The sequence below is a fragment of the Novosphingobium sp. UBA6272 genome (assembly GCF_002440635.1).
Classification (GTDB): Bacteria; Pseudomonadota; Alphaproteobacteria; order Sphingomonadales; family Sphingomonadaceae; genus Novosphingobium.
Genome location: NZ_DJUW01000001.1, coordinates 102,308 through 122,558 on the forward strand (window position 1 = coordinate 102,308; position 20,251 = coordinate 122,558).

General features: G+C 64.8%; 17 protein-coding genes and 2 tRNA genes. 12 read left to right on the plus strand and 7 right to left on the minus strand.

The features are described from left to right. The 4 genes from B2V17_RS00535 to B2V17_RS00550 form a co-directional block, all read left to right on the plus strand. Positions 1-1,168: DUF6504 family protein (locus tag B2V17_RS00535; protein WP_414690736.1), on the plus strand; the 1,168-nt coding region annotated here is incomplete at its 5' end. Next, complete coding sequence (locus tag B2V17_RS00540; RefSeq protein ID WP_292994076.1) at positions 1,161-5,000, plus strand: error-prone DNA polymerase; 3,840 nt, start codon at positions 1,161-1,163, stop codon at positions 4,998-5,000. The genes B2V17_RS00535 and B2V17_RS00540, both read left to right, overlap by 8 nt. A gap of 132 nt (positions 5,001-5,132) precedes the next feature. Further along, complete coding sequence (locus B2V17_RS00545; RefSeq protein ID WP_292994078.1) at positions 5,133-5,804, plus strand: DUF2490 domain-containing protein; 672 nt, start codon at positions 5,133-5,135, stop codon at positions 5,802-5,804. A 34-nt stretch (positions 5,805-5,838) separates the two neighbouring features. Beyond that, positions 5,839-6,507 carry a DUF2490 domain-containing protein gene (locus B2V17_RS00550; protein ID WP_292994080.1) on the plus strand — a complete coding sequence of 223 codons (669 nt, stop codon included), beginning with the start codon at positions 5,839-5,841 and terminating at the stop codon, positions 6,505-6,507. 59 nt (positions 6,508-6,566) lie between these two features. On the opposite strand, the gene B2V17_RS00555 is transcribed toward B2V17_RS00550, so the two are convergent. From B2V17_RS00555 to recJ, 3 genes are all read right to left on the minus strand, one after another. Then, positions 6,567-6,641: transfer RNA gene (locus tag B2V17_RS00555), tRNA-Glu, on the minus strand. A 63-nt stretch (positions 6,642-6,704) separates the two neighbouring features. Next, positions 6,705-6,779, minus strand: a tRNA-Glu gene (locus tag B2V17_RS00560). A 78-nt stretch (positions 6,780-6,857) separates the two neighbouring features. After that, a complete protein-coding gene (recJ, locus tag B2V17_RS00565; protein ID WP_292994082.1) occupies positions 6,858-8,636 on the minus strand; it encodes a single-stranded-DNA-specific exonuclease RecJ in 1,779 nt (592 codons plus the stop codon). A 124-nt stretch (positions 8,637-8,760) separates the two neighbouring features. On the opposite strand from recJ, the gene B2V17_RS00570 reads away from it, so the two are divergent. The 4 genes from B2V17_RS00570 (at position 8,761) to B2V17_RS00585 (ending at position 11,896) form a co-directional block, all read left to right on the plus strand. Beyond that, complete coding sequence (locus tag B2V17_RS00570) at positions 8,761-9,969, plus strand: hypothetical protein (protein ID WP_292994084.1); 1,209 nt, start codon at positions 8,761-8,763, stop codon at positions 9,967-9,969. A 9-nt stretch (positions 9,970-9,978) separates the two neighbouring features. Next, on the plus strand, positions 9,979-10,452 hold the full coding sequence (locus B2V17_RS00575) for a flavodoxin family protein (protein WP_292994086.1): 474 nt from the start codon (positions 9,979-9,981) through the stop codon (positions 10,450-10,452). Positions 10,453-10,755: 303 nt separating this feature from the next. Next, positions 10,756-11,322 (plus strand): hypothetical protein, encoded by a 567-nt coding sequence (locus tag B2V17_RS00580; RefSeq protein WP_292994088.1) that lies wholly within the window; start codon positions 10,756-10,758, stop codon positions 11,320-11,322. Positions 11,323-11,344: 22 nt separating this feature from the next. Next, entirely contained in the window at positions 11,345-11,896 is a 552-nt protein-coding gene (locus B2V17_RS00585) for an AHH domain-containing protein (protein ID WP_292994090.1), read from the plus strand. Here B2V17_RS00585 and B2V17_RS00590 read toward each other — a convergent pair. Then, positions 11,893-12,873: an NAD(P)H-dependent flavin oxidoreductase gene (locus B2V17_RS00590; protein WP_292994092.1), complete on the minus strand. Its 981-nt coding sequence runs from the start codon at positions 12,871-12,873 to the stop codon at positions 11,893-11,895. The two genes, B2V17_RS00585 and B2V17_RS00590, sit on opposite strands and share 4 nt — an antisense overlap. 345 nt (positions 12,874-13,218) lie before the next feature. On the opposite strand from B2V17_RS00590, the gene B2V17_RS00595 reads away from it, so the two are divergent. The 4 genes from B2V17_RS00595 (at position 13,219) to B2V17_RS00610 (ending at position 15,916) form a co-directional block, all read left to right on the plus strand. Beyond that, a complete protein-coding gene (locus B2V17_RS00595) occupies positions 13,219-13,761 on the plus strand; it encodes an MOSC domain-containing protein (RefSeq protein ID WP_292994094.1) in 543 nt (180 codons plus the stop codon). A 155-nt stretch (positions 13,762-13,916) separates the two neighbouring features. Continuing rightward, positions 13,917-14,225 carry a DUF1778 domain-containing protein gene (locus B2V17_RS00600; RefSeq protein WP_292994096.1) on the plus strand — a complete coding sequence of 103 codons (309 nt, stop codon included), beginning with the start codon at positions 13,917-13,919 and terminating at the stop codon, positions 14,223-14,225. Further along, positions 14,213-14,749, plus strand: a complete 537-nt coding sequence (locus tag B2V17_RS00605) for a GNAT family N-acetyltransferase (protein WP_292994098.1) — start codon at positions 14,213-14,215, stop codon at positions 14,747-14,749. The genes B2V17_RS00600 and B2V17_RS00605 overlap by 13 nt, the downstream gene beginning before the upstream one ends. 39 nt (positions 14,750-14,788) lie before the next feature. Next, a complete protein-coding gene (locus B2V17_RS00610; RefSeq protein WP_292994100.1) occupies positions 14,789-15,916 on the plus strand; it encodes an SH3 domain-containing protein in 1,128 nt (375 codons plus the stop codon). Between the two features lie 36 nt (positions 15,917-15,952). Here the strand turns inward: B2V17_RS00610 and B2V17_RS00615 are convergent, their stop codons facing one another. From B2V17_RS00615 to B2V17_RS00625, 3 genes are read right to left on the minus strand one after another with little or no spacing between them, the layout of a single operon-like run. After that, positions 15,953-17,104, minus strand: a complete 1,152-nt coding sequence (locus tag B2V17_RS00615) for an iron-containing alcohol dehydrogenase (RefSeq protein WP_292994102.1) — start codon at positions 17,102-17,104, stop codon at positions 15,953-15,955. Positions 17,105-17,109: 5 nt separating this feature from the next. Continuing rightward, entirely contained in the window at positions 17,110-19,029 is a 1,920-nt protein-coding gene (locus tag B2V17_RS00620) for a DUF3604 domain-containing protein (RefSeq protein ID WP_292994104.1), read from the minus strand. Positions 19,030-19,047: 18 nt separating this feature from the next. Next, positions 19,048-20,106 (minus strand): amidohydrolase family protein, encoded by a 1,059-nt coding sequence (locus B2V17_RS00625; RefSeq protein WP_292994106.1) that lies wholly within the window; start codon positions 20,104-20,106, stop codon positions 19,048-19,050. Between the last annotated feature and the right edge of the window lie 145 nt (positions 20,107-20,251).

Genomic DNA, 20,251 nt, shown 5'->3' on the forward strand with positions numbered 1-20,251 from the left:
CCCCGGCACGGGGAGGGGGACCATCCTCGCAGAGGATGGTGGAGGGGTACGCGCAAGTGATCCCAACGCCGCCAGGTCAGGACCACCCGCCTGTACCCCTCCACCATCCTGCGAATGGTCCCCCTCCCCGTACCGGGGAGGAATGCTCAACGATCTTCCCGTTGCGGCGCTGCGGCTTGATCCGGCGACGCTGCTGGTGCTGCGCCGGCTGGGGTTGAAGCGGGTGGGTGAGCTTTCCGGGGTGGCCCGTGATGCGCTGGCGCGGCGGTTCCGCAGCACGCGCGCGCCGGGTGCCAATCCGCTGATCCGGCTGGACCAACTGCTGGGCAAGGTGCCCGAACCGCTGCTGCCGGTGGTCGCGGCCCAGCTGTCGCTGGTCCAGCGGCGGCTGATGGAGCCGATCCGCCACCGCAGCCTGCTCGACCAGGTGCTGGGCGATCTGGCCGCCGACATGGCGCGATTGCTCGAAGGCCAGGCCAAGGGTGCGCGGCGGCTGGAACTGGCGCTGTGGAAGGTCGATGGCGAGGTGCTGGTCCGCAAGCTCGAACTGGCTGCGGCCAGCCGCGACGCGGCGCACATCGCCCGGCTGTTCGGCGGCAAGCTTGATGATCTCGACGCCGGATTCGGGATCGAACTGGCCCGCCTTTCCGCCCCATGGTGCGAGCCGCTGGCGCTGAGCCAGGCCGATTTCGAAAAGGCGGCCGAGGCGCACGGCACCTCGCTTTCGGCCTGCATTGATCGCCTCAATGCCAGGCTGGGCGAAGCGGCGGTTCACCGCCCGCAGCCGGTCGCCAGCCATCTGCCCGAACGTGCCCAGCGCTGGGTTCCGCCGCTTGAGCCCGAGCGTGCGGTGCAGGGCGAACTGGCTTTTCACGCCCGGCCGCTGAAGCTGCTGGACCGGCCCGAACCGATCGCGGTGCTCTATGCCAGCCCGGACGGCCTGCCGCGGCGGTTCAGCTGGCGCGGCCAGGTTCATGAGATCGCCCGCGCTGAAGGACCCGAGCGGATCGCGCCGGAATGGTGGCGGATGCGCGGCACGGCCCGCCTGCGCGACTATTACCGGATCGAGGACCGGGAAGGGCGGCGCTACTGGATCTACCGTCACGGCCTCGCCTCGGACGGGCGGGGCGGGGTGCCTGAATGGTACCTCCAGGGACTTTATGCCTGAGGCCGCGCTCACCCCGGAACGCCGCCGGGTCGAGCAGACCCTGCCCCCGCCGGAGGACCGTGCGGGCTTCGTCGAGCTGGGCATGGTCAGCTGCTTCTCGTTTTTGCGCGGGGCCTCGGACGCGGTCGACCTCGCCACCACGGCGCGGGCGCTCGGCTATGACGCGCTGGGGATTGCCGATGCCAACACCATGGCCGGGGTGGTGCGGCTCCACAGCGAAGCCAAGGCGCTGGGGCTGACCCCGGTGATCGGCTGCCGGATCGAGACGGTCGAGGGGCTGGAGTTCCTGGCCTATCCCGCAGACCGTGCCGCCTATGGCCGGTTGTGCCGCCTGATCTCGGCCGGGCGGATGGGCAAGCTGGACGGCGAATGGCAGGACAAGGGCGCTTGCGACATCAGCCTGACGATGCTGGCGGAGCATGCCGAGGGCGTGGCGCTGGTGCTGGTTCCGCCGGCGGATCTAGCGGCGGAGTTCACGATCGCGGTCGAGAGCAATGTGATCCCGTTTGATTCACGCGCCCTTCGACAGGCTCAGGATGAGCGGGGCGCCGAGACGCGGAGGGAAGGAGAAGGAAGATTTTTCTCACACGAAGACACGAAGACACGAAGAAATTGTGACGCGCCGCAGGCATCCAATTCAATTCCAGCGTCACCGCTAACCGCAACGTCGGATGCGGAAGGGGCTTCGCCCATGGAAGGGCCTCTTCGTGTCTTCGTGTCTTCGTGTGAACCAACCTTTCTGACCGCCCCGTTCCCCGAACTGCTCCCGCACCTCACCACGCAATTCCCCACGCTGCGTCATATCGCCGCAAGCTATCTCTACAGCGGCGATGATCTGGCCCGGATCGCGCGGCTGGACACACTCGCGCGCGAACATGGCCTGGCGATCCTCGCCACCAACCTGCCGCTCTATCACGTGCCCCAGCGCCGCCCGCTGCATGATGTGATGACCGCGATCCGCCACAAGACCACGGTCGCCGCGGCCGGATACCTGCTGCGGGCCAATGCCGAGCGGCATCTGAAAGGGCCGGAGGAGATGGCCCGGCTGTTCCGGCGCTGGCCGCATGCCTTGCAGGCGGCGCGCGATCTGGCCGATGCCTGCGCCTTCAACCTTGAGGAACTGCGCTATGAATACCCGCGCGAAGAATACCCCGACGGGCTGGATGCGCAGGCCTATCTCGACCGGCTGACCTGGCAGGGCGCTGCACAGCATTATCCTCACGGTGTACCTGAAGAAGTGGCGGAAACCCTGCGCAAGGAGCTGATCCTGATCGGCAAGAAGGCGCTCGCCCAGTACTTCCTGACGATCAAGGAAATCGTCGATTTCGCCCGCGCGCAGGATCCGCCGATCCTGTGCCAGGGGCGCGGCTCCGCGGCCAATTCGGCGGTGTGCTTTTGCCTGGGGATCACTTCGGTCAACCCGGCCGAGCACGCGCTGCTGTTCGAACGCTTCATCTCCGAAGACCGCGACGAGCCACCCGATATCGACGTCGATTTCGAGCATGAACGCCGTGAGGAGGTGATCCAGCACATCTATGAAAAGTATGGCCGCCACCGCGCGGGCCTGTGCGCCACGGTGATCCACTACCGCCCGCGTATGGCGATCCGCGAGGTCGGCAAGGCGATGGGCCTGTCCGAAGACGTCACCAGCGCGCTCGCCAAGACGGTCTGGGGCGGGCACGGCCGCTCAATCAAGGAGGCCCACGTCGAACGTGAGGCCGGGATGGACCTCAGCGATCCGCACCTGCGCCGGGTGCTGGCGCTGACCGAGCAGATGATCGGCATGCCGCGCCACCTTTCCCAGCACGTCGGCGGGTTCATCCTGACCGAGGGGGCGCTGACCGAGACGGTGCCGATCGGCAACGGCGCGATGCCCGATCGCAGCTTCATCGAGTGGGACAAGGACGATATCGACGCGCTCGGCATCCTCAAGGTCGATGTGCTGGCGCTGGGCATGCTGACCTGCATCCGCAAGTGCCTCGACCTGCTGGGGCAGCATCATGGCAAGACCCTGACACTCGCCACCGTGCCGCGTGAGGATCCCGAGGTTTACGACATGCTGTGCAAAGGCGATTCGCTGGGCGTGTTCCAGGTCGAAAGCCGGGCGCAGATGAACATGTTGCCGCGGCTGCGCCCGCGCTGCTTCTACGATCTGGTGATCGAGGTGGCGATCGTCCGCCCCGGGCCGATCCAGGGCGACATGGTTCATCCCTACCTGAAACGCCGCCGGGGGGCTGAGAAGGTCGAGATCCCCGCGCCGGGGCCAAGCCACGGCCCGCCGGACGAGCTGACCAGCATCCTCGGGCGGACGCTGGGGGTGCCGATCTTCCAGGAACAGGCGATGAAGATCGCGCTCGACGCGGCCAGGTTTTCCTCCAAGGAAGCCAACCGGCTGCGCAAGGCGATGGCCACATTCCGCAGCCGGGGGATGGTGCACGAACTGGAAGACCTGATGGTCGGCCGGATGATCGCGCGCGGCTATGATCCGGACTTCGCCACGCGTTGCTTCAACCAAATCAAGGGGTTCGGCGAATACGGCTTTCCCGAAAGCCACGCGGCCAGCTTTGCGCTGCTGGTCTATGTCTCGTCCTGGCTCAAATGCCACTACCCGGCGGCCTTCGCGGCAGCGCTGCTCAATTCGCAGCCGATGGGCTTCTATGCCCCTGCGCAGATTGTGCGCGATGCCAGGGAACATGGGGTGGCGGTGCTGCCGGTCGATGTGAACGTCAGCGGGTGGGACAATGCGCTTGAAGCGATCGGTTCGCGCGGAGAGGCAGAGGGGCGGAGGGAAGGTGGAGAAGAAAAAGGTTTCTCTCGCAAAGACGCAAAGGCGCCAAGAGGTGGTTCAGCGCCGCAGGCTCTTGAATCAAAACCGGGTTTCCCGTTTGCTGCTGCGTCGGATTTTGAAAGGGCTGCGCCCCAGGCGGAACCCCTTGGCGCCTTTGCGCCTTTGCGAGAGAGAAATCCTTCTCCTCTTCTCCGCGCCTCCGCGTCTCCGCGTGAGCCGAAACTCGCCCTCCGCCTCGGCCTGCGCCAGGTCGATGGCTTTCCCGAGGCTGCCGCCGCGCGGATTGTGGCGGCGCGCGAAGCTGGGCCGTTTCGCGATGTGCGCGAATTGAAGGAGCGGGCCGGGCTCAGCCCCGCCTTGATCGAACGCCTTGCCTCGGCCGATTGCTTCAACTCGCTGAACCTAACCCGCCGCCAGGCGCTGTGGGACGCGCGCAGCCTGATCGCCGGGCCGGACCTGCCGCTGTTCGCCGCAATGGCGACACGTGACGAGGGGGCGGAGCGTGATGCCACCCGCCTGCCGCGCATGCCGCTAAGCGAGGAAGTGGTGGCCGATTACCAGACTCAGCGGCTTTCACTCAAGGCGCACCCGCTGGCCTTCCTGCGCGCCAGCCTGGGCGAGCGCGGGTTCATCCGGGCGAGCGAACTGCGAGAACGCAAATACCGCTCGACCGTGCAGGTTGCCGGGGTGGTGTTGATCCGCCAGCGCCCGGGCAGCGCCAAGGGGGTGTGCTTCATCACGCTGGAAGACGAGAGCGGGGTGGTCAACCTGGTGATCTGGCCCGATCTGATGGAAAAGCAGCGCAAGGTGATCATGGGCGCACGGCTGATGGAGGTAAAAGGCCGGGTCGAATATGACGACGAGGTGATCCACGTGATCGCCCAGCACCTGACCGACGCCACACCCAGCCTGCACGCGCTGTCGGACGATCTTTTGCCGCATCACACTGACCGCGCCGACCATGTCAGCCGCCCACTGCAGGGCAGCCGCGGCGGACATCCGCGCGACGTGCGGGTGATCCCGAAATCGCGCGATTTTCACTGACCGTACCGCGTGGCAAGTGTAGCTTGGCCCAAGCCTGTAATCGCTATGTCGTAATTTTGACGCCAACGGTCATGAAAGCGTCACATAACCGCCATACCGGCAGGGCGACCGATCCACACCGGAGAATCGACGATGCGCAACAAACTGGCGGGACTGCTGGCAGTCCTCACCGCAACGGTGGCGGGACCGGCCTGGGCCGGAGAGGATATTGCCTACTGGCAAAACCTGCAGGTCACCATCAAGGCCAGCGACGAGATCCGCGTCTCAAGCGACACCTCGCTTCGATCGAGTGATGCGCGGGGATTTTACCAGCTGCAGCAGGTTACGATGATCGGTTATAAGCCGAGCAAGAAGGTCACACTGTGGGCCGGATACGTCCACACGCCGCAATACAGTCGTGGCGATTTCACCGTGATGGAACGGCGCTTTCGCCAGCAGCTCAATGTCGATGATGTGGCCAAGATCGGCTCGCTTAATCTTGGACTGCGCGTCCGTACCGAGCAGCGCTGGCGCGACGGAATCAATGGAACCGGGTGGCGCCTGCGCCCCTCGCTGCGCGGCAGCGTGCCGCTGACCGGCAAGCTCAGGCTGAACCTTGCCCATGAAAGCTTCATCAACCTGAATACCACCACCTTCCAGCGTCAGGCCGGCTACGACCGGATGCGCAATTCGGCCGGGATCGCCATCCCGGTGAACAAGGCGATCGGCTTTGAACTGGGTTACCTGAACCAATGGTCGATCGTTCGGAACGGACCCGACAACGTCGATCACATCATCAACACCACTATTTCGGCTTCGTTCTGAAGCCGCGTTGCTGCGCCATATCGAGGGGAAAACGATGCGCAAATATCTGATCGCGGGGGCGCTTCTCGTCTCGACCGCCATTGCTGTTCCGGCCCGTGCCGACGACACCCAGAACTGGGAAACGCTCAACGTCACGGTCAACCTGCCGGACAATTTCAAGCTGAGCAGCGAAACCGTGTTTCGTGACAGCGACGCCCGCGGTTTCTACGAGATCGAGGAAAACCTCATGGTCGGCAAGAAGCTGAACAAGACCGTCACGGTCTGGCTCGGCTACACGTTCAACCCGCTTTACAACGCCGGCACCTTCCGCACCCGCGAACACCGCTTTCGCCAGCAGGTCAACTTCGACAACGTGCTGCAGATCGGCAAGGTCAAGGTAGGCGGCCGGATTCGCCTCGAACAGCGCTGGCGTGAGAATGCCAGCGGCACCGCCTGGCGGCTGCGCCCTCAGGTCAAGGCCAGCGTCCCGATCGTCGGCAAGGTCAACTTCAACCTCAGCCACGAAAGCTTCATCGATCTCAACACGCAGACATTCCAAGGCGTTGAAGGCTACGAACGGATGCGCAACGCTGCCAGCATTTCGTGGCCGCTGAACAAGAAGTTCGGGGTCGAGGTCGGCTACCTCGAACAACACGGCTTCGTTCCAGGCGGACCGGATACCAACGATCATGCGCTGACCGTGGGACTGAACGCGAACTTCTGAAGATCCTGGGCATTTTGCTTGCGGCCGTGCCGCAATCAAGATGCCCACCTTCGTAGCGATGGTGACCCCTACGGGAATCGAACCCGTGTTTCAGCCGTGAGAGGGCCGCGTCCTGACCGCTAGACGAAGGGGCCTGAAGGGCCGTTCACGCTCATAGGCGCATCTGGACTGGAACCAAAATCCCTGCATGCGCAGGTTGGTGACCCGTACGGGATTCGAACCCGTGTTTCAGCCGTGAAAGGGCCGCGTCCTAACCACTGGACGAACGGGCCATATGGCTTGCGCCGCTGGCAGGGGTGCGCCTTTAAGCGGGCGCGCCAGAACGGTCAAGGGGCAAGGGAAAGAATATCTCAGTCGGCGAAAGCAGCGTCGTCGACATGGAGTTCGGCCTGCGGACGACTGGCCCAATCGTCGATCTTCGCGCGGCCTGCCAGCCACAGCTTGCGGTTGTGTGTGGCGTGCAACAAAGTCTGCCCGAGCTCGGTCGAGGCAGCACGGAATGCGATCGCCTTGAAGCTGGCTCCATTATCGCCGCGCACGATCAGGCGGACGTGATCGGTGCCGACCAGATCGGCCTTGACCAGCCGGACCGGACCGACCGCCACGCGCGGGCCCGGCCAGCCCATGCCATAGGGACCGGCGCTTTCCAGATCCTCGACCAGCGCCGGGGTCAGCCCGCCCGGCGCCACCGCCAGGTCGAGCAGCATGGCCTGGTTGGCCATGGCCGCGCCGACGGTGCGGCCCAGCCGGTCATCCAGCCATTCGCCCAGCGCGTCGATCTGTCCCGGAGCGACCGTCAGGCCGGCGGCCATGGCATGGCCGCCGCCAGCCAGCAGCAGGCCATGCTCGCGCGCGGCAATGATCGCGGCACCGAGGTCCACCCCGGCGATCGAGCGACCCGAGCCTTTGCCGTTGCCGGCCTCATCGGCATCCAGCGCGATTACCAGCGTCGGCTTGCCGGTCTTTTCCTTGATCCGCCCGGCGACGATCCCGATCACTCCGGGGTGCCAGCCGCGCCCCGAAAGGGTCAGCACGGCGCGGTTGTGCTGGGAATCGATCTGGGCCTCGGCCGCGGCCTGAACTTCGCCCTCGATCGCGCGGCGTTCCTCGTTGAGCGCGGACAGCTGCGCGGCGATTGCCTGGGCTTCGTCCGGGTCCTCGGTGGTCAGCAAGCGCACGCCCAGCGTCGATTCGCCGACCCGCCCGCCGGCATTGATCCGCGGACCGAGCGCGAAGCCAAGGTCGCTGCAACTGGGCGCGCGGCTGAGCCGGCTGGCATCGATCAGCGCCGCCATGCCGACACCGTCGCGCCGGGCCATCACCTTCAGCCCCTGCGCCACCAGTGCCCGGTTGAGACCGTGCAGCGCGGCGACATCGGCAACCGTGCCGAGTGCGACCAGATCGAGCAGGCCGAACAGGTCCGGCTCGGGCCGGCCGGCAAAGAACCCGCGCTGGCGCAGAGTGCGGACCGTTGCGATCGCCAGGAGGAACGCGACGCCGACAGCGGCCAGGTGGCCATGCGCGGCGGCATCCTGCTCCTCGTCGAGTCGGTTGGGATTGACCAGCGCGACCGCGCGCGGCAGCTCGGCCGAGCACTTGTGATGATCGACCACGATCACATCGACCCCGGCTTCGCGCGCCATGTCGAGCGCCTGGTGGGCCATGGCTCCGCAATCGACCGTAACAATCAGGCTTGAGCCCTGTTCGGCCAGCTTGACCAAGGCTTCGCCCGAGGGACCATAGCCTTCGAGCAGGCGGTCGGGGATGTAATAGCGCGCTTCGTGCCCCAGCGAGCGGAGCAGGCGGATCAGCAGCGCCGCGCTGGTTGCCCCGTCGACGTCGTAGTCGCCATAGACAGTGACCGTTTCATTGGTGAGCACGGCCTGGACCAGCCGCTCTGCAGCCACGTCCATGTCGCGGAAGATCGAGGGATCGGGCAGGAAGGCCCGCAGCGAAGGGTTGCGGTGCCGCTCCAGATCGTCTTGGGCCACGCCGCGCGACATCAGCAGCTGGGCGACGATATCGTGCTGCAGCCCGGCCATGCCGCCAAGGTCCATGTTGCCGCCACGCCAGCGCCAGATGCGCCCGCTCAGCGAGCGGTCGAGGCCAAGGATCGAAGGTGCGTCCATCGCGGCTGGTTAGCCGAGCTGGAAGGGCCGGGGAAGGGCCGCGCCGCCACTCTGTCGATAATTGACAATTCTCATTGCGCGATTGCGCTAATGTGCGAGGCTTCCGGATCAGGAGGGTATTGTCATGACCGCCAATCGCCGCACCATCATCGCTCTCAGCCTTGGAGCCGCCACGATCGCCGCCATTCCCGTGATCGCCCAGCGCGCGCCGACCAGCGGGCCGGTCGCCCGTTATGACATGCGCGCCGGGACCCTGTCCGGCTTCGCCGCGATGGGCGGCGGGGCTGGCGGGGCCTTGTCGATGGCCTTCGGTGGGGGCGGCAACAAGGTTCAGAAGGAACTGTACCTGCGGCTCGGTTCGAGCAGCTTGCCCGCCAAGGGCGCGGCCAAGGCCGAACACTTCATGCCGGCCAATGCCAAGCTGGGCAAATCGGTGCTGCTCTCCACCCCCAAGGAAGAGCGCGGCTATACCGACGAACTGCCGCAGAAGCCCAAGGGCCGGATCCTGATCTTCTGGGGCTGCGGTGAGCACGCGCCCAAGGGGCAGCCGGTGGTGATCGACCTCAGCAAGCTGGCCGCTGGTCAGATGCCGCCAGGGCTGTGGACCAGCACGATCATGCGCGACTGGGGCCCAAGCCTGACCAACAGCAAGACCTTCGGACGCTGGCCGGCCGAGGACCGTAAATTCGTCAAGGCCGACAGTTCGCTGATCGGCGCGCACCGCGTGGCCGGAAACTATTCGCCCGAAATCGCCTTCAGCCTGAGCAAGGACTTCATGGCGCCGCTTAGCTCCAACACGGCCGAGCAGGCCAGCGGCGCGAGCTTATTGCGATGGAATGCCGTGCCGGATGCGACCGGCTATCTCGCTTTCCTGTTCGGCGGCAAGATGGGACCGGGCGGGGAGATGGGCGACATGGTGATGTGGACCAGCAGTGCCAGCCGCCAGTTCGGCGGGGGCCTGTCCGACTGGCTCAGCCCGGGCCAGGTCGCCGCCCTGGTGCGCGACCGGACGGTGATGGCCCCTGCCACAACCCAGTGCACAATCCCCGCCGAAGTGCGCAAGGCCGGGCCGGATTTCCGGATGGGCATGCTGACCGCCTTTGGTCCGGAAGAGAACTTCGCCTATCCCGAGCGGCCGGTCGATCCCAGGGCCGCGTGGAACCTGCAATGGACCGCCCGGATCCGTCACCGCTCGATGACCAGCTGGATGGACATGCCGGGGATGGCGCAGATGTCGGGTCAGCAGCCGCAGGATGGTCAGCAGCCCAAGTGCAAGAAGAAAGGTGGTCTCGGCGGCATCGTCGGGGGTGTGCTCGGCGGCAAGGACTGCTAGTCGCGGCGCATGCTCGCGATCATCTGGCATAGCCGCACTGGCGCGAGCCGGGCCCTAGCCGCAGCAGCGGGGCTGGGGGCGGGCGATCGCGCGCGGCTGATCCCGGCCGAAGCGGTTGAACCTGCCGATCTGCTGGCGGCAAGCGGCTACCTGTTTGTCTGCCCCGAAAATCTCGCGACGATGAGCGGGGCGATGAAGGAGATGTTCGACCGCTGTTACTATCCCCTGCTTGGAAGGATCGAAGGCCGGCCCTATGCCAGCATCATTGCCGCCGGCAGCGACGGCCGCGGCGCCCAGGCGCAGCTGGACCAGATCGCCACCGGCTGGCGCCTGCGCCGCGTGGCAGAGCCGATGATCGTGAACACGGGCGCACAAACGGCGGAACTGATACTTGCCGAGAAGCAGGTTCCGACGACGTCGTTGGAGCAGGCTGAGGTGCTCGGCGGGGCTCTTGCTGAAGGGCTGGCGCAGGGGATCTTTTGATCGATTCTGCAAGGAAGCAGCCATTTTGGGTCCAATTGTTTCAGCAAGACTCGACTAATCACTTGGAAAAGTGGCAAATGCCGATGAGTCGAACGGAACAGTTTCGGGGGAAAGACTATCGCTCTAGCGGCTGACAATTCAGGCAAGGTTGATGGAGCTATCCTGGCGCTGGTTTTTGCGCTCGATGATCGCCCCAATATTGAAGCTCTGGCCGAACTTTCGGCTCGGAGCGGCCTTGCCACGCCATTTGCGCTTAGCCACATCCCGGCGGGTGAGAACTGGGCCGAACTGCTGGCGGCAGGGATGAGTTTCGACTGCCGCGGACTGGCCCCCGGCAATCCCGCGGCACTCCCAGGCAGCGGGGCCATGCTGGGCTTGCATGAGATTCCGGCCGGAGAGACGATTACCCTCCAGCCATCGCCGCACCTTGCCGAGGGGCGGGGGATGCTGCCGATTGTTAGGGTCCTGGCCGGACTGGGAACCGGGCTTGCCACGCTGCCAGGCTTGCTGGCGGTCAACTGGATTCCAGCGCGCTGCTGGATGACTCCGAAGTACTTTTGCGGCGTGATCGAGACCTGGCTGGAAGGCGGGGCCTTTCCTTCGCTGGGTTTGACCTCCTTGCAGCGGGAGAATGACGGGGCGATCGTTTCGGCCGGCCTTGATTACCTGATCGGGCAGGAATTGCGGTTTGAACCCGACCGGCGACTGGTTCCAGCAGCGGCAGCGCGGGTCGCGGCGCGGCTGACCAATGAACTGGTTGGCACCGGGCCCCTCCAGCGCGAGATCGAGTTTGCGGGGCCCGATGGAGAGGCATTGAAGGCCGAACCGGTCCGTCAAGGCCGGCAGATCCGGCTTACGCTGAAGCGCTGACTACCAAGGGGCGCTGTGCTGGGTGGACAGCTCGAACCCCGGTCCTTCGAATGCGCTACACTGGCAGCGCACCTTCTTGCCCTTCCGCGCTGTCAACCGCTGCGACAGGCCTGGCTATGACCCCGGGCTGCAGCGCCATCACCTGCTGCCCCGCCAGATCCTCGGCCGCAGCTGCTTTGGGCCGATGCTCGATGCCATCGGCACAGCGCGGCTGCGGTTCGATGACTTTCGCCGCAACGGCCTGCTGCTGCCTGCCAATGATCGGGCGGCGGTGCGGATCGGGCTGCCGCTGCACCGCGGGCCGCACCGCGATTACAATGCCATGGTGATCGAGCGGGTTGGGCAGATCGAGGCCGGCTGGTCCTCCACCCGGCTGCGCGCGCCGGAAGTGGCGCTGGTCGATGCGCTGCAGCGGCTGGAATTGCTCCAGCGGGCGCTGCGCCGCCGCTTGCTCGTCCAGCAGCGTCGCCTGCGGCTCAACCGCAGCGACCCGCTGGGGGCGGGGGTGGACTTTTCTGAACTGGACGCGATGGCCGACCTGCTTTGGCCGGCCACCGAAGTCCCAGTGCCCTAGGCCAGCGTCATCCCGGCCTTGGCGGCCAGCTCGCTGCGGGCCTGGTTGTATTCGGCCTCGAGCCGGTCGACCCGGTCTGCCACGCTATCGACCGACTTGACCGCGCCGATTCCCTGGCCCGAACCCCAGATGTCCTTCCAGGCCTTGGCCTCGGTATTGCCGCCCGAACCGAAGTTCATCTTGCTCGGATCGCTCTCGGGCAGGTTGTCGGGATCGAGCCCGGCCGCCACGATCGAGGGGCGCAGATAGTTCCCGTGCACCCCGGTGAACAGGTTCGAATAGACGATGTCCGAGGCGCGCCCTTCGACGATCGCGCTCTTGTACCCATCGGCTGCGCGCGCTTCCTTGGTGGCGATCCACGGGCTGCCGATATAGGCGAAATCCGCCCCCATCGCCTGCGCGGCGAGGATCGAGCGGCCGCAGGCGATCGAGCCGGACAGCGCGACCAGTCCGTCGAACCACTCGCGGATTTCCTGCATCAAGGCGAAGGGGGAGAGCGTGCCGGCATGGCCGCCAGCCCCGGCTGCGACCGGGATCAACCCGTCGGCACCTTTTTCGATCGCCTTGCGGGCAAAGCGGTCATTGATCACGTCGTGCAGCACGATCCCGCCCCAGGCGTGGACAGCAGCGTTGATATCCTCACGCGCGCCGAGCGAGGTGATCGTCATCGGCACCTGCCACTTGGCGCAGACCTCCATGTCTTCCTCAAGCCGGTTGTTCGATTTGTGGACGATCTGGTTGACCGCATAGGGCGCGGCTGGGCGATCGGGATTGTCGCGGTTGTGTGCGGCCAGTTCCTCGGTGATCTGGTGCAGCCACTCGTCAAGCACGCCAGACGGCCGCGCGTTGAGCGCCGGAAAGCTGCCGATCACCCCGGCCTTGCACTGCGCGATCACCAGTTCCGGCCCGGAAATGATGAACAGCGGCGAACCGATAACGGGCAGGCGCAGGCGATCGAACGGGGCGGGAAGCGGCATCGGCAGGGGGTGTCCTCTCAAGTGATTTGGGTTTTCATATGAGACGCAACCGGACCTGTCGAGTGCCGTAACCTGACAAACCTGACAGGGTCCCGGGATCGGAAATCGCTTTGCGTCACCCGGCGGCACCCTGTGTCGCTGTTTGTCACCCTATGTTGCCTTATGGCACCCTGTGTCAGGCGGCTGTGACCGGCCTGGCGCAAGAATTTGGAACAGCGCAGCGGCATCTGGAACGGGGCAATGGCAACTTTCATCCGGCCAGAATAGCGGCACGCGGCCAAGTAGGAAAATCGCCCGGCCTTGCCGCTCGACAAGCCGCGATTTGCTTCTAGGGTCAGCTCCGTGATGAGCCCGACCGTTCTCCACCTCGCCCGCGATAGCGAGCACCGCTTTTCGAAGCAGCCGGTCCAAAGCCTGACCCTGCTGGCCGGCCTTGGGGTAGAGGGCGATGCCCACGCCGGGCGGACAGTCCAGCACCGCTATGACAAGTGGAAGAACCCCGATGCGCCCAACCTGCGCCAGGTCCATCTGATGCATGCCGAACTGTTCGATGAACTGGCGGAAAAGGGCTTCAGCGTCGGCCCCGGCCAGCTCGGCGAAAACGTGACCACCCGCGGGATCGACCTGCTCGGCCTATCGCGCGGCACCCGCCTGCGGCTGGGGGACGAGGCGCTGATCGAAATCACCGGCCTGCGCAGCCCTTGCATCCAGATCAACGCTTTTGCCGAGGGCCTGATGGCCGCCACGCTCGATAAGGCCCCCGACGGAAGCCTGATCCGCAAAAGCGGCGTAATGGCCGTGGTGATCACCAGCGGTGACGTGCGGGTAGGGGACCGGATCGAACTGGCCTCGATGCCGATGCAGTTTGAGGCGCTGGGGGTGGTTTGAACTCTAATGGCCCTTACCCTCTGGGGAAGGGTTGGGATGGGGGTACTACGTTGGCTTTGACGCTCGGCTTCGCCTCGCTCCCCCACCCCCGACCCCTCCCCGCCGGGGAGGGGCTGCGTATTGACATTGTGGATACAATCCGATAGTGCGTACCCATGTCCAAGGCCCAATCCCTGCTGAAACGCGATCACCCGGCTGCGGAAACCAAAGGCAGCATCAACCTGCGGGTTGAGGGGCAGACCCGCCAGTTGATTGACGATGCCGCTGCCGTGCTGGGCAAGACCCGCACCGAATTCATGATCGAAAGCGCGCGGCGCCAGGCGATCGACGTGCTGCTCGATCAGCGGCTGTTCACGCTCGGTCCGGCGCAATACGATGCCTTTGTCGATGCGCTCGACCATCCGCCCGCGCCGGGTCCGAAACTGCAATCGCTGCTGCGCCGGGCGCCGGCATGGCAGAAATAGGCGGCAAGACGGATCGCCCCGAACCCGGCCTGTCGGCACCTGCGCCGCTAAGCCCCGATCACGATCTGACCCGATTCGATTGCGGCGATCCCGCGCTCAATGACTGGCTCCGCCACCGTGCGCTGAAGAACGAAAGCCGCTTTTCGCGGACCTATGTGGTCTGCCAGGGTGTACGTGTGGTTGGCTTCTACTGCGTGGCCGCCGGTTCGGTCGAGCGCGCCAAGGCCCCCGGCAAGGTCCGCCGCAACGCCCCCGATGCGATCCCGGTCTCAATAATCGGACGGCTGGCGGTGGACCGGGATTTTGCCCGGCAGGGGCTGGGCGCAGACCTCTTGTCCGACGCGCTACGCCGCATCGCCCTCGCCGCCCGGACCATCGCCATCGCCGCCGTGCTGATCCAGGCGAAGGACGCAGCGGCCAGGGCATTCTACCTACGGTGCGCGGAGTTCATCGCGTTTCCGGAGGATAGCCGGACCTTGTTTTTGCCGGTTGAGACGGTGGTTGCGTCTGGATCACAAAAATGAGCTTTGCAGTCATAAGTCGTTTGGGCCATTTGAATGTGTATGAACTCAGATGATCCATTTGGTCGGCGCCCCACTTCAATAATTGAAGATTTCTATCGACGTGAAAAGGAACGCAGCGAACTTTTGAAGCGGGCTCTAGGCCCAACGTATTCAATGCATCAAATTGTGGGCTCGCTTAGCCCGCAGTTGAATATGATCTCGGACTTGAGAAATTCCGGTGCGTTCGGAGTTGCGGAGCAAGCCCGAAGGCTTGGTTCAGAGCAGTCCAAGTCAATTGACAAGCTGGTCTCTGCGCAGAGATTGACTGGCGTCGCGCAATCTGCGGCAGCGTTAAGTCTATTCAACGCCGCGCAATTCGGTAACAACAGAAACCTATCCCGATCATTTGACACAGGAATTTTTGCAGCCGCGAAGGCTTTGCAGGACAACAGAGCGATTCTGACTGCCACGATGGGGGCTTTGAGGCTGCAGGATCAGTGGAAGGCATTGATGGGTTCGCTATCGCCGAACTTGTACGCACTTCGCGCTACCGCCGAGTCAGCCATCATGCATGATACGGCCGCTCTCAGAGCGACCGGCGCGCAGTTCCATACTTCAACCGCCAGAATGGTCGCAGAACAAGCCGTAGAAGCACAAAAAATTGCCGAAGCGATGGCAAATGCGGAATCTCCTGAAGAGAGCGCAAAACTCTTTGTTGCGTTTGTTACGTTGCTCGCAAGCATATTTGGTCGGTTTAAAGAAAACACCGTTGATGAACTGCGAAGTCAAGGACTACTTGGTCTACTACTCATTGCTCTGGCGATCATTTCATTGCCGCAGTTTCAAAGTAACCCTGTGATGTCGCAAGACGAGCAACGGGCTTACTCCGAACTTCAGGAGAAAGTCGACAGGATTCAAGTTGGCCTCCGCGAAATTATCGAGGCGGAAGGCGCCCTAAGTGAGGATTATGTTTCCAGTTTGCCGAGAGCAGAATTTATCCGGAAAGCAAACATCCGTGCCGCTCCGTCTCAATCGTCGCCTCGAATCCTAAGGGCAGATGCGGGCACTCAGATTGCCATTTTGCGAATTGAAAATCATTGGAATCTTGTCGTTTTTCGTGATCCTCTAACTGATCAAATTTCGCAGGGTTGGGTTTATGAATCGCAAATTGCGCGAATTGAGGACTGATCAATACCAAGGGGGGTAGGGGTTGCGCTCGCCTCATCACCCCCACGCCGCCCGATACAACCCCTCCACCTCCTCCACCTCCGGCACCCGCGGGTTGTTCCCTGGGCTACCGCTGGCCAGTGCCTGCTCGGCCATCAGCGGGATCAGCGCGTCCCAGCGGGCCTTTTCGATGCCGTATTCCGCTGGCGTCGGCACCGCCAGTTCGGCGTTGATCCATTCCAGCGCCTCGACCAGGCGCCCCACGGCGCTCTGGTCGCTTTCCGCTGCGTCCGCCACGCCCATTGCCCGCGCGCACTGGGCATAGCGGGGCAGGGCGGCGGGGGCGCTCCATTTGGTCACCAGCGGCATCAGCATTGCGTTGCTGAGACCGTGGGCCACATGGAAATGCGCGCCGATTGGCCGGCTCATCCCGTGGACCAGCGCGACCGAGCTGTTGGAGAAGGCGATCCCGCCTTGCAGCGCGCCGAGCATCAGTGCCTCGCGCGCCGCTCGGTTGTCGGGCTGGGCGCAGGCGAGCGGCAGGTTGGGCCAGATCAGCCGCATCGCCGATAGCGCCATGGAATCGGCGAAGGGATTGGCGCGCTTGGAGACATAGGCCTCGACCGCGTGGACCAGGCTGTCGATCCCGGTATCGGCGGTCAGCCGCGCGGGCTTGGTCAGGGTCAGTTCGTAATCGACCACCGCGATCAGCGGCAGGTACGCCAGCCCGGCGCAGAGCATCTTTTCGTCGGTTTCGGCGTCGGTGATAACGGTGAAGCGAGTCGCTTCACTGCCGGTGCCTGCAGTAGTCGGCACCGCGATGATCGGCAGGCCGGGCGCGTCCTCCTGATGCGGGGCCTTGAGCTCGCTGACCCGGCGGCCGCGCAGCACCGCGATCATCTTGGCACTGTCAATTGGGCTGCCGCCGCCGAGGCCGATCACGCAGTCATGGTTGCCTTCGGCGAGGAACGCGCAGCCGGCCTCAATCGCGGTGACGGTCGGATCGGGAACCACGCCGGTGAAGGTGCGGGTGGGGATGCCGGCCTTGGCCAGCAGGCTTTCGACCCGCTCCAGAATGCCGCACTGGGCGATCCAGCTGTCGGTAACGATCAGCGGGCGACTGAGCCCGGCGGCGGCCAGCACTTCGGGCAGTTCATTGAGCACGCCCCCGCCAATGCGGATCGTGCGGGGGAGGTGGATGGCGGCCACGGCGATCAGCCCGTCGGCTCGTACCAGATCGGCGAGGTATAGGCGCGCTCCTGATCCTTGAGCCGGGCGCCTGCGGGCGGCTTGACCTTGAAGCGGACCGCATCGAAAGCGGTCCAGCGCGGGGTCGGGATTTCGAGCACGCGGACATAGTAGAATGCGCGCTGGTCCGGCCGGAACGCAGGGTCGCGCCAGACCATGCTGAGCGTCGCCGCGCCGATCGTGTTGCGATAGGTGGCGGTGGCCAGATCGACCGTATCGCCGACCGGGGTCAGCCGGCCTTTGACGATCCGCCGCTTGGCCGGCGCGCTCCAGACCACGTCGAAGACCTGTTCGTGGCTGATGCCCTGGGCATCGACCCAGCCCTTGATCACCTGGACCCGGTCAAGGTTCGCGCCCTGCGGGTCTTTCAGCGCCGAGATCAGCAAGGTCGGCGCGGCGCCGCGTGACTTGCCCGGGCCGGGCTTCATCACCCCGCCCATCGGCACGCCGCGGGCATAGCCGGCCCCGACCCAGTCGCCCTTGAACTCACGTGCGGAAAAATCCCAGCCGGCAAAGATCCGGACGGTCATGCGCGGGCCGGTGGTGGCATAGACCTCGCGCCGCATCATCGCATCGAAGATCGCCGCGCGGGTATTCTCCGGGGCCCAGACCGCAGCCATGCCGCCGGCCAGGTACTGGTGGCCGAACCGGGTTTCCTTGATCCCGGGATTCACCTCGCGCTCCATCCGGGTGGGGTTGGGCTCGTCGCTGACCATCTTGCCATAGAAGTTGTCTTCGTCGGCGGTGGACAGCGCGGTGTGCGAATCGGTCGATCCGATCAGCCCGAAGGCATAGGGATTGGCCCCGGTCTGCCGGGCGATCTGCAGCCCGCGTTTGAGCGCCTCGCGGGCATATTCACCGGCGAACATGCCGGGCTGCTTGACCTGCAAAAGCGGCGCATTGCCGTTTTCCCACCCGGCGTCGCCAAAGCTGGCGAACTCGTCGTTGCGCGAGAGGAACGGATGGCTTTCGCTGTCGCCCTTGTACTGGGTCACTTCGATCAGCGGTTCCATCGCGGCGCGGCGGCGGGCCTGTTCGGCGCTGAACGGCTGCCCGCCCGGGCCTTCGAGCGGGAAGTAGGCTCCGTTTGAGAGGTTGCTGTTGTGCGGGATGGCCAGCACCTTGCCGCCGGTCGCCTTCTGGTAGGCTTCCATATAGTCCCACAGCGGCTCAGGCCCCTTGTTCCCGGCCGAGGCGAATGGCACCACCGTGCGGGCGCGATCGGCCCCGTCGCGGAAGATGACGTTGCGATGCAGCGAATTGCCTTTCAGCTGCAGCGAATATTCAAACCCGTGCAGCGCGGTGAACTGGCCTGGCTCGTTGTAACGCTCGACCGAATCGATCTGCGCGTCCCAGATCCGCCGGGTGGTGGCGGCAATCCGGGCGGGGTTGTTAAGCTCTTCCGGCACCTTGCCGGTCTGGAAAGCGGCGATGATCTCGCGGGTTGTCTTGTAGGCCTGGGTCCGGTCGCCGTGCATGCCATTGCGCCAGCGCTTGAGGATCGGGTCCTTCAGCTGGTCTTCGGGGGTGTTGTAAAGGTCGGTGGTTACCCCGATCGCATCGGAGTGATCGGCCACCACCAGGAAATCGAGCGGGCGGGCCAGTTTGGCCTTGATCCCGGTCGAACTGGTCACTTCCTCGCCCCGGGCAAAGCGCAGCGCGTCATCCGGGCTCAGCCGGTTGCCGGCGGCAAAGGCATCGAACGAATTGGTGGTATGGAGGTGAGTGTCGCCCCACAGGACCCGATCGGGATAGGTCACGATATTGATGGGCGGCACGACCGACGCCAGGGTTTCCGCCTTGGCTGGCTCAGCGCTCTGGCCCGAAAAGGTCAAGGCAGCCCCGATCGCAAGGCCGCATAGCGCGGTGCAGGTCAGCAACTTCATTGTCAGGTCCTTTGCAGATCAGGCCAGCAGGTGTTCTATGCCATAAAACCGCGCCGCGGTTCTGGCATAGAGCGCGGCCTTCTCTTCCGCCGAAGCGCCGATGGTCAGGTGCTTGAAGGCGTTCCACAGCGTGGCGTAGCTGGCGCCCCATTTGTCGACCGGGTAATTGCTTTCGAACATCCCGCGCTGCGGACCGAAGGCTTCGATGCAGGTTTCGATATAGGGCCGCCACATCGCCGCCAGAACCCCGGACGAGAGCCCCGCCGCCGGGCCATGATCGGGCATTCCGGAGAAGGACATGGCCAGGCCGCCAAGCTTGATGGTGACGTTCGGGCACTGGGCGATCTCGCGGATCTTGCTGCGCCAGATATCGAAGCGTTCGTGCAGCTTGCCGTGATAGCTTGCCATGCCCAGCGGTGTGCCGCAGTGATCGAGGCAGATCGGCTGATCGGGGAAGGCGCGGGCAAGATCGAGCACGTCATCGAGCTGCGGCTCGAGCAGCCAGGCGTCGAAGGTCAGCCCGCGCTTGCCCAGTTCGGCGAAGCCTTCGCGGAACCTGGCATCGCGGTAAAGCCCGGCGGGATGGTGAAACGGCGGGCCCAGCACGTCGGGATCGGCGTCCCAAGCCGCGGCGTGGCGGATGCCCTTGAAGCGCGGGCTGGCGGCGCTGAGTGCGTCAAGCACGGCCCCGGCCGCGCTGCCGCGGGTCAGGTCGGCGTGGCCGATGATCGCGTCGCACAGGCGAATCTGGCCATAGAGCCCGCTGGCGCTCTGTGCGGCGACGCCGTTGACGTATTCGACCTCACCGACAACCTTCAGCGCATCGTCGGCCCCGGCGCGGTAGAACGCACCGCATTCCATGAACACCGTGCCGATCACGTTGTGCCCACTGGTCGCGTCGGCGTGAATCTCGTTGAAAGTGTAATAGGGGGAGAGCGCGATGCTGGCGATGAACGGGTGGAGCGGCTCGGGGAAGGCCGCCACCAGCGGGCGCAGATCCCACAGGTGGTGGTGCGGATCGATGATCGGCAGATCGGGTTCGAGTATTTCTTCGGGTTCCAGGATCGCTTCGCCCACAGTCTCTCTCCTCTTCGCTCTTAGCGGGCAGCTTATGCCGCGCTTCCAGTTTGACAAGCGCAGAACCGCCGCTCATTAATCGCGCGATTAAATTTGTTGTGGAGAGGCGCAGGCAATGGATTTCTGGCCTGCTGCCGGTTTGGCG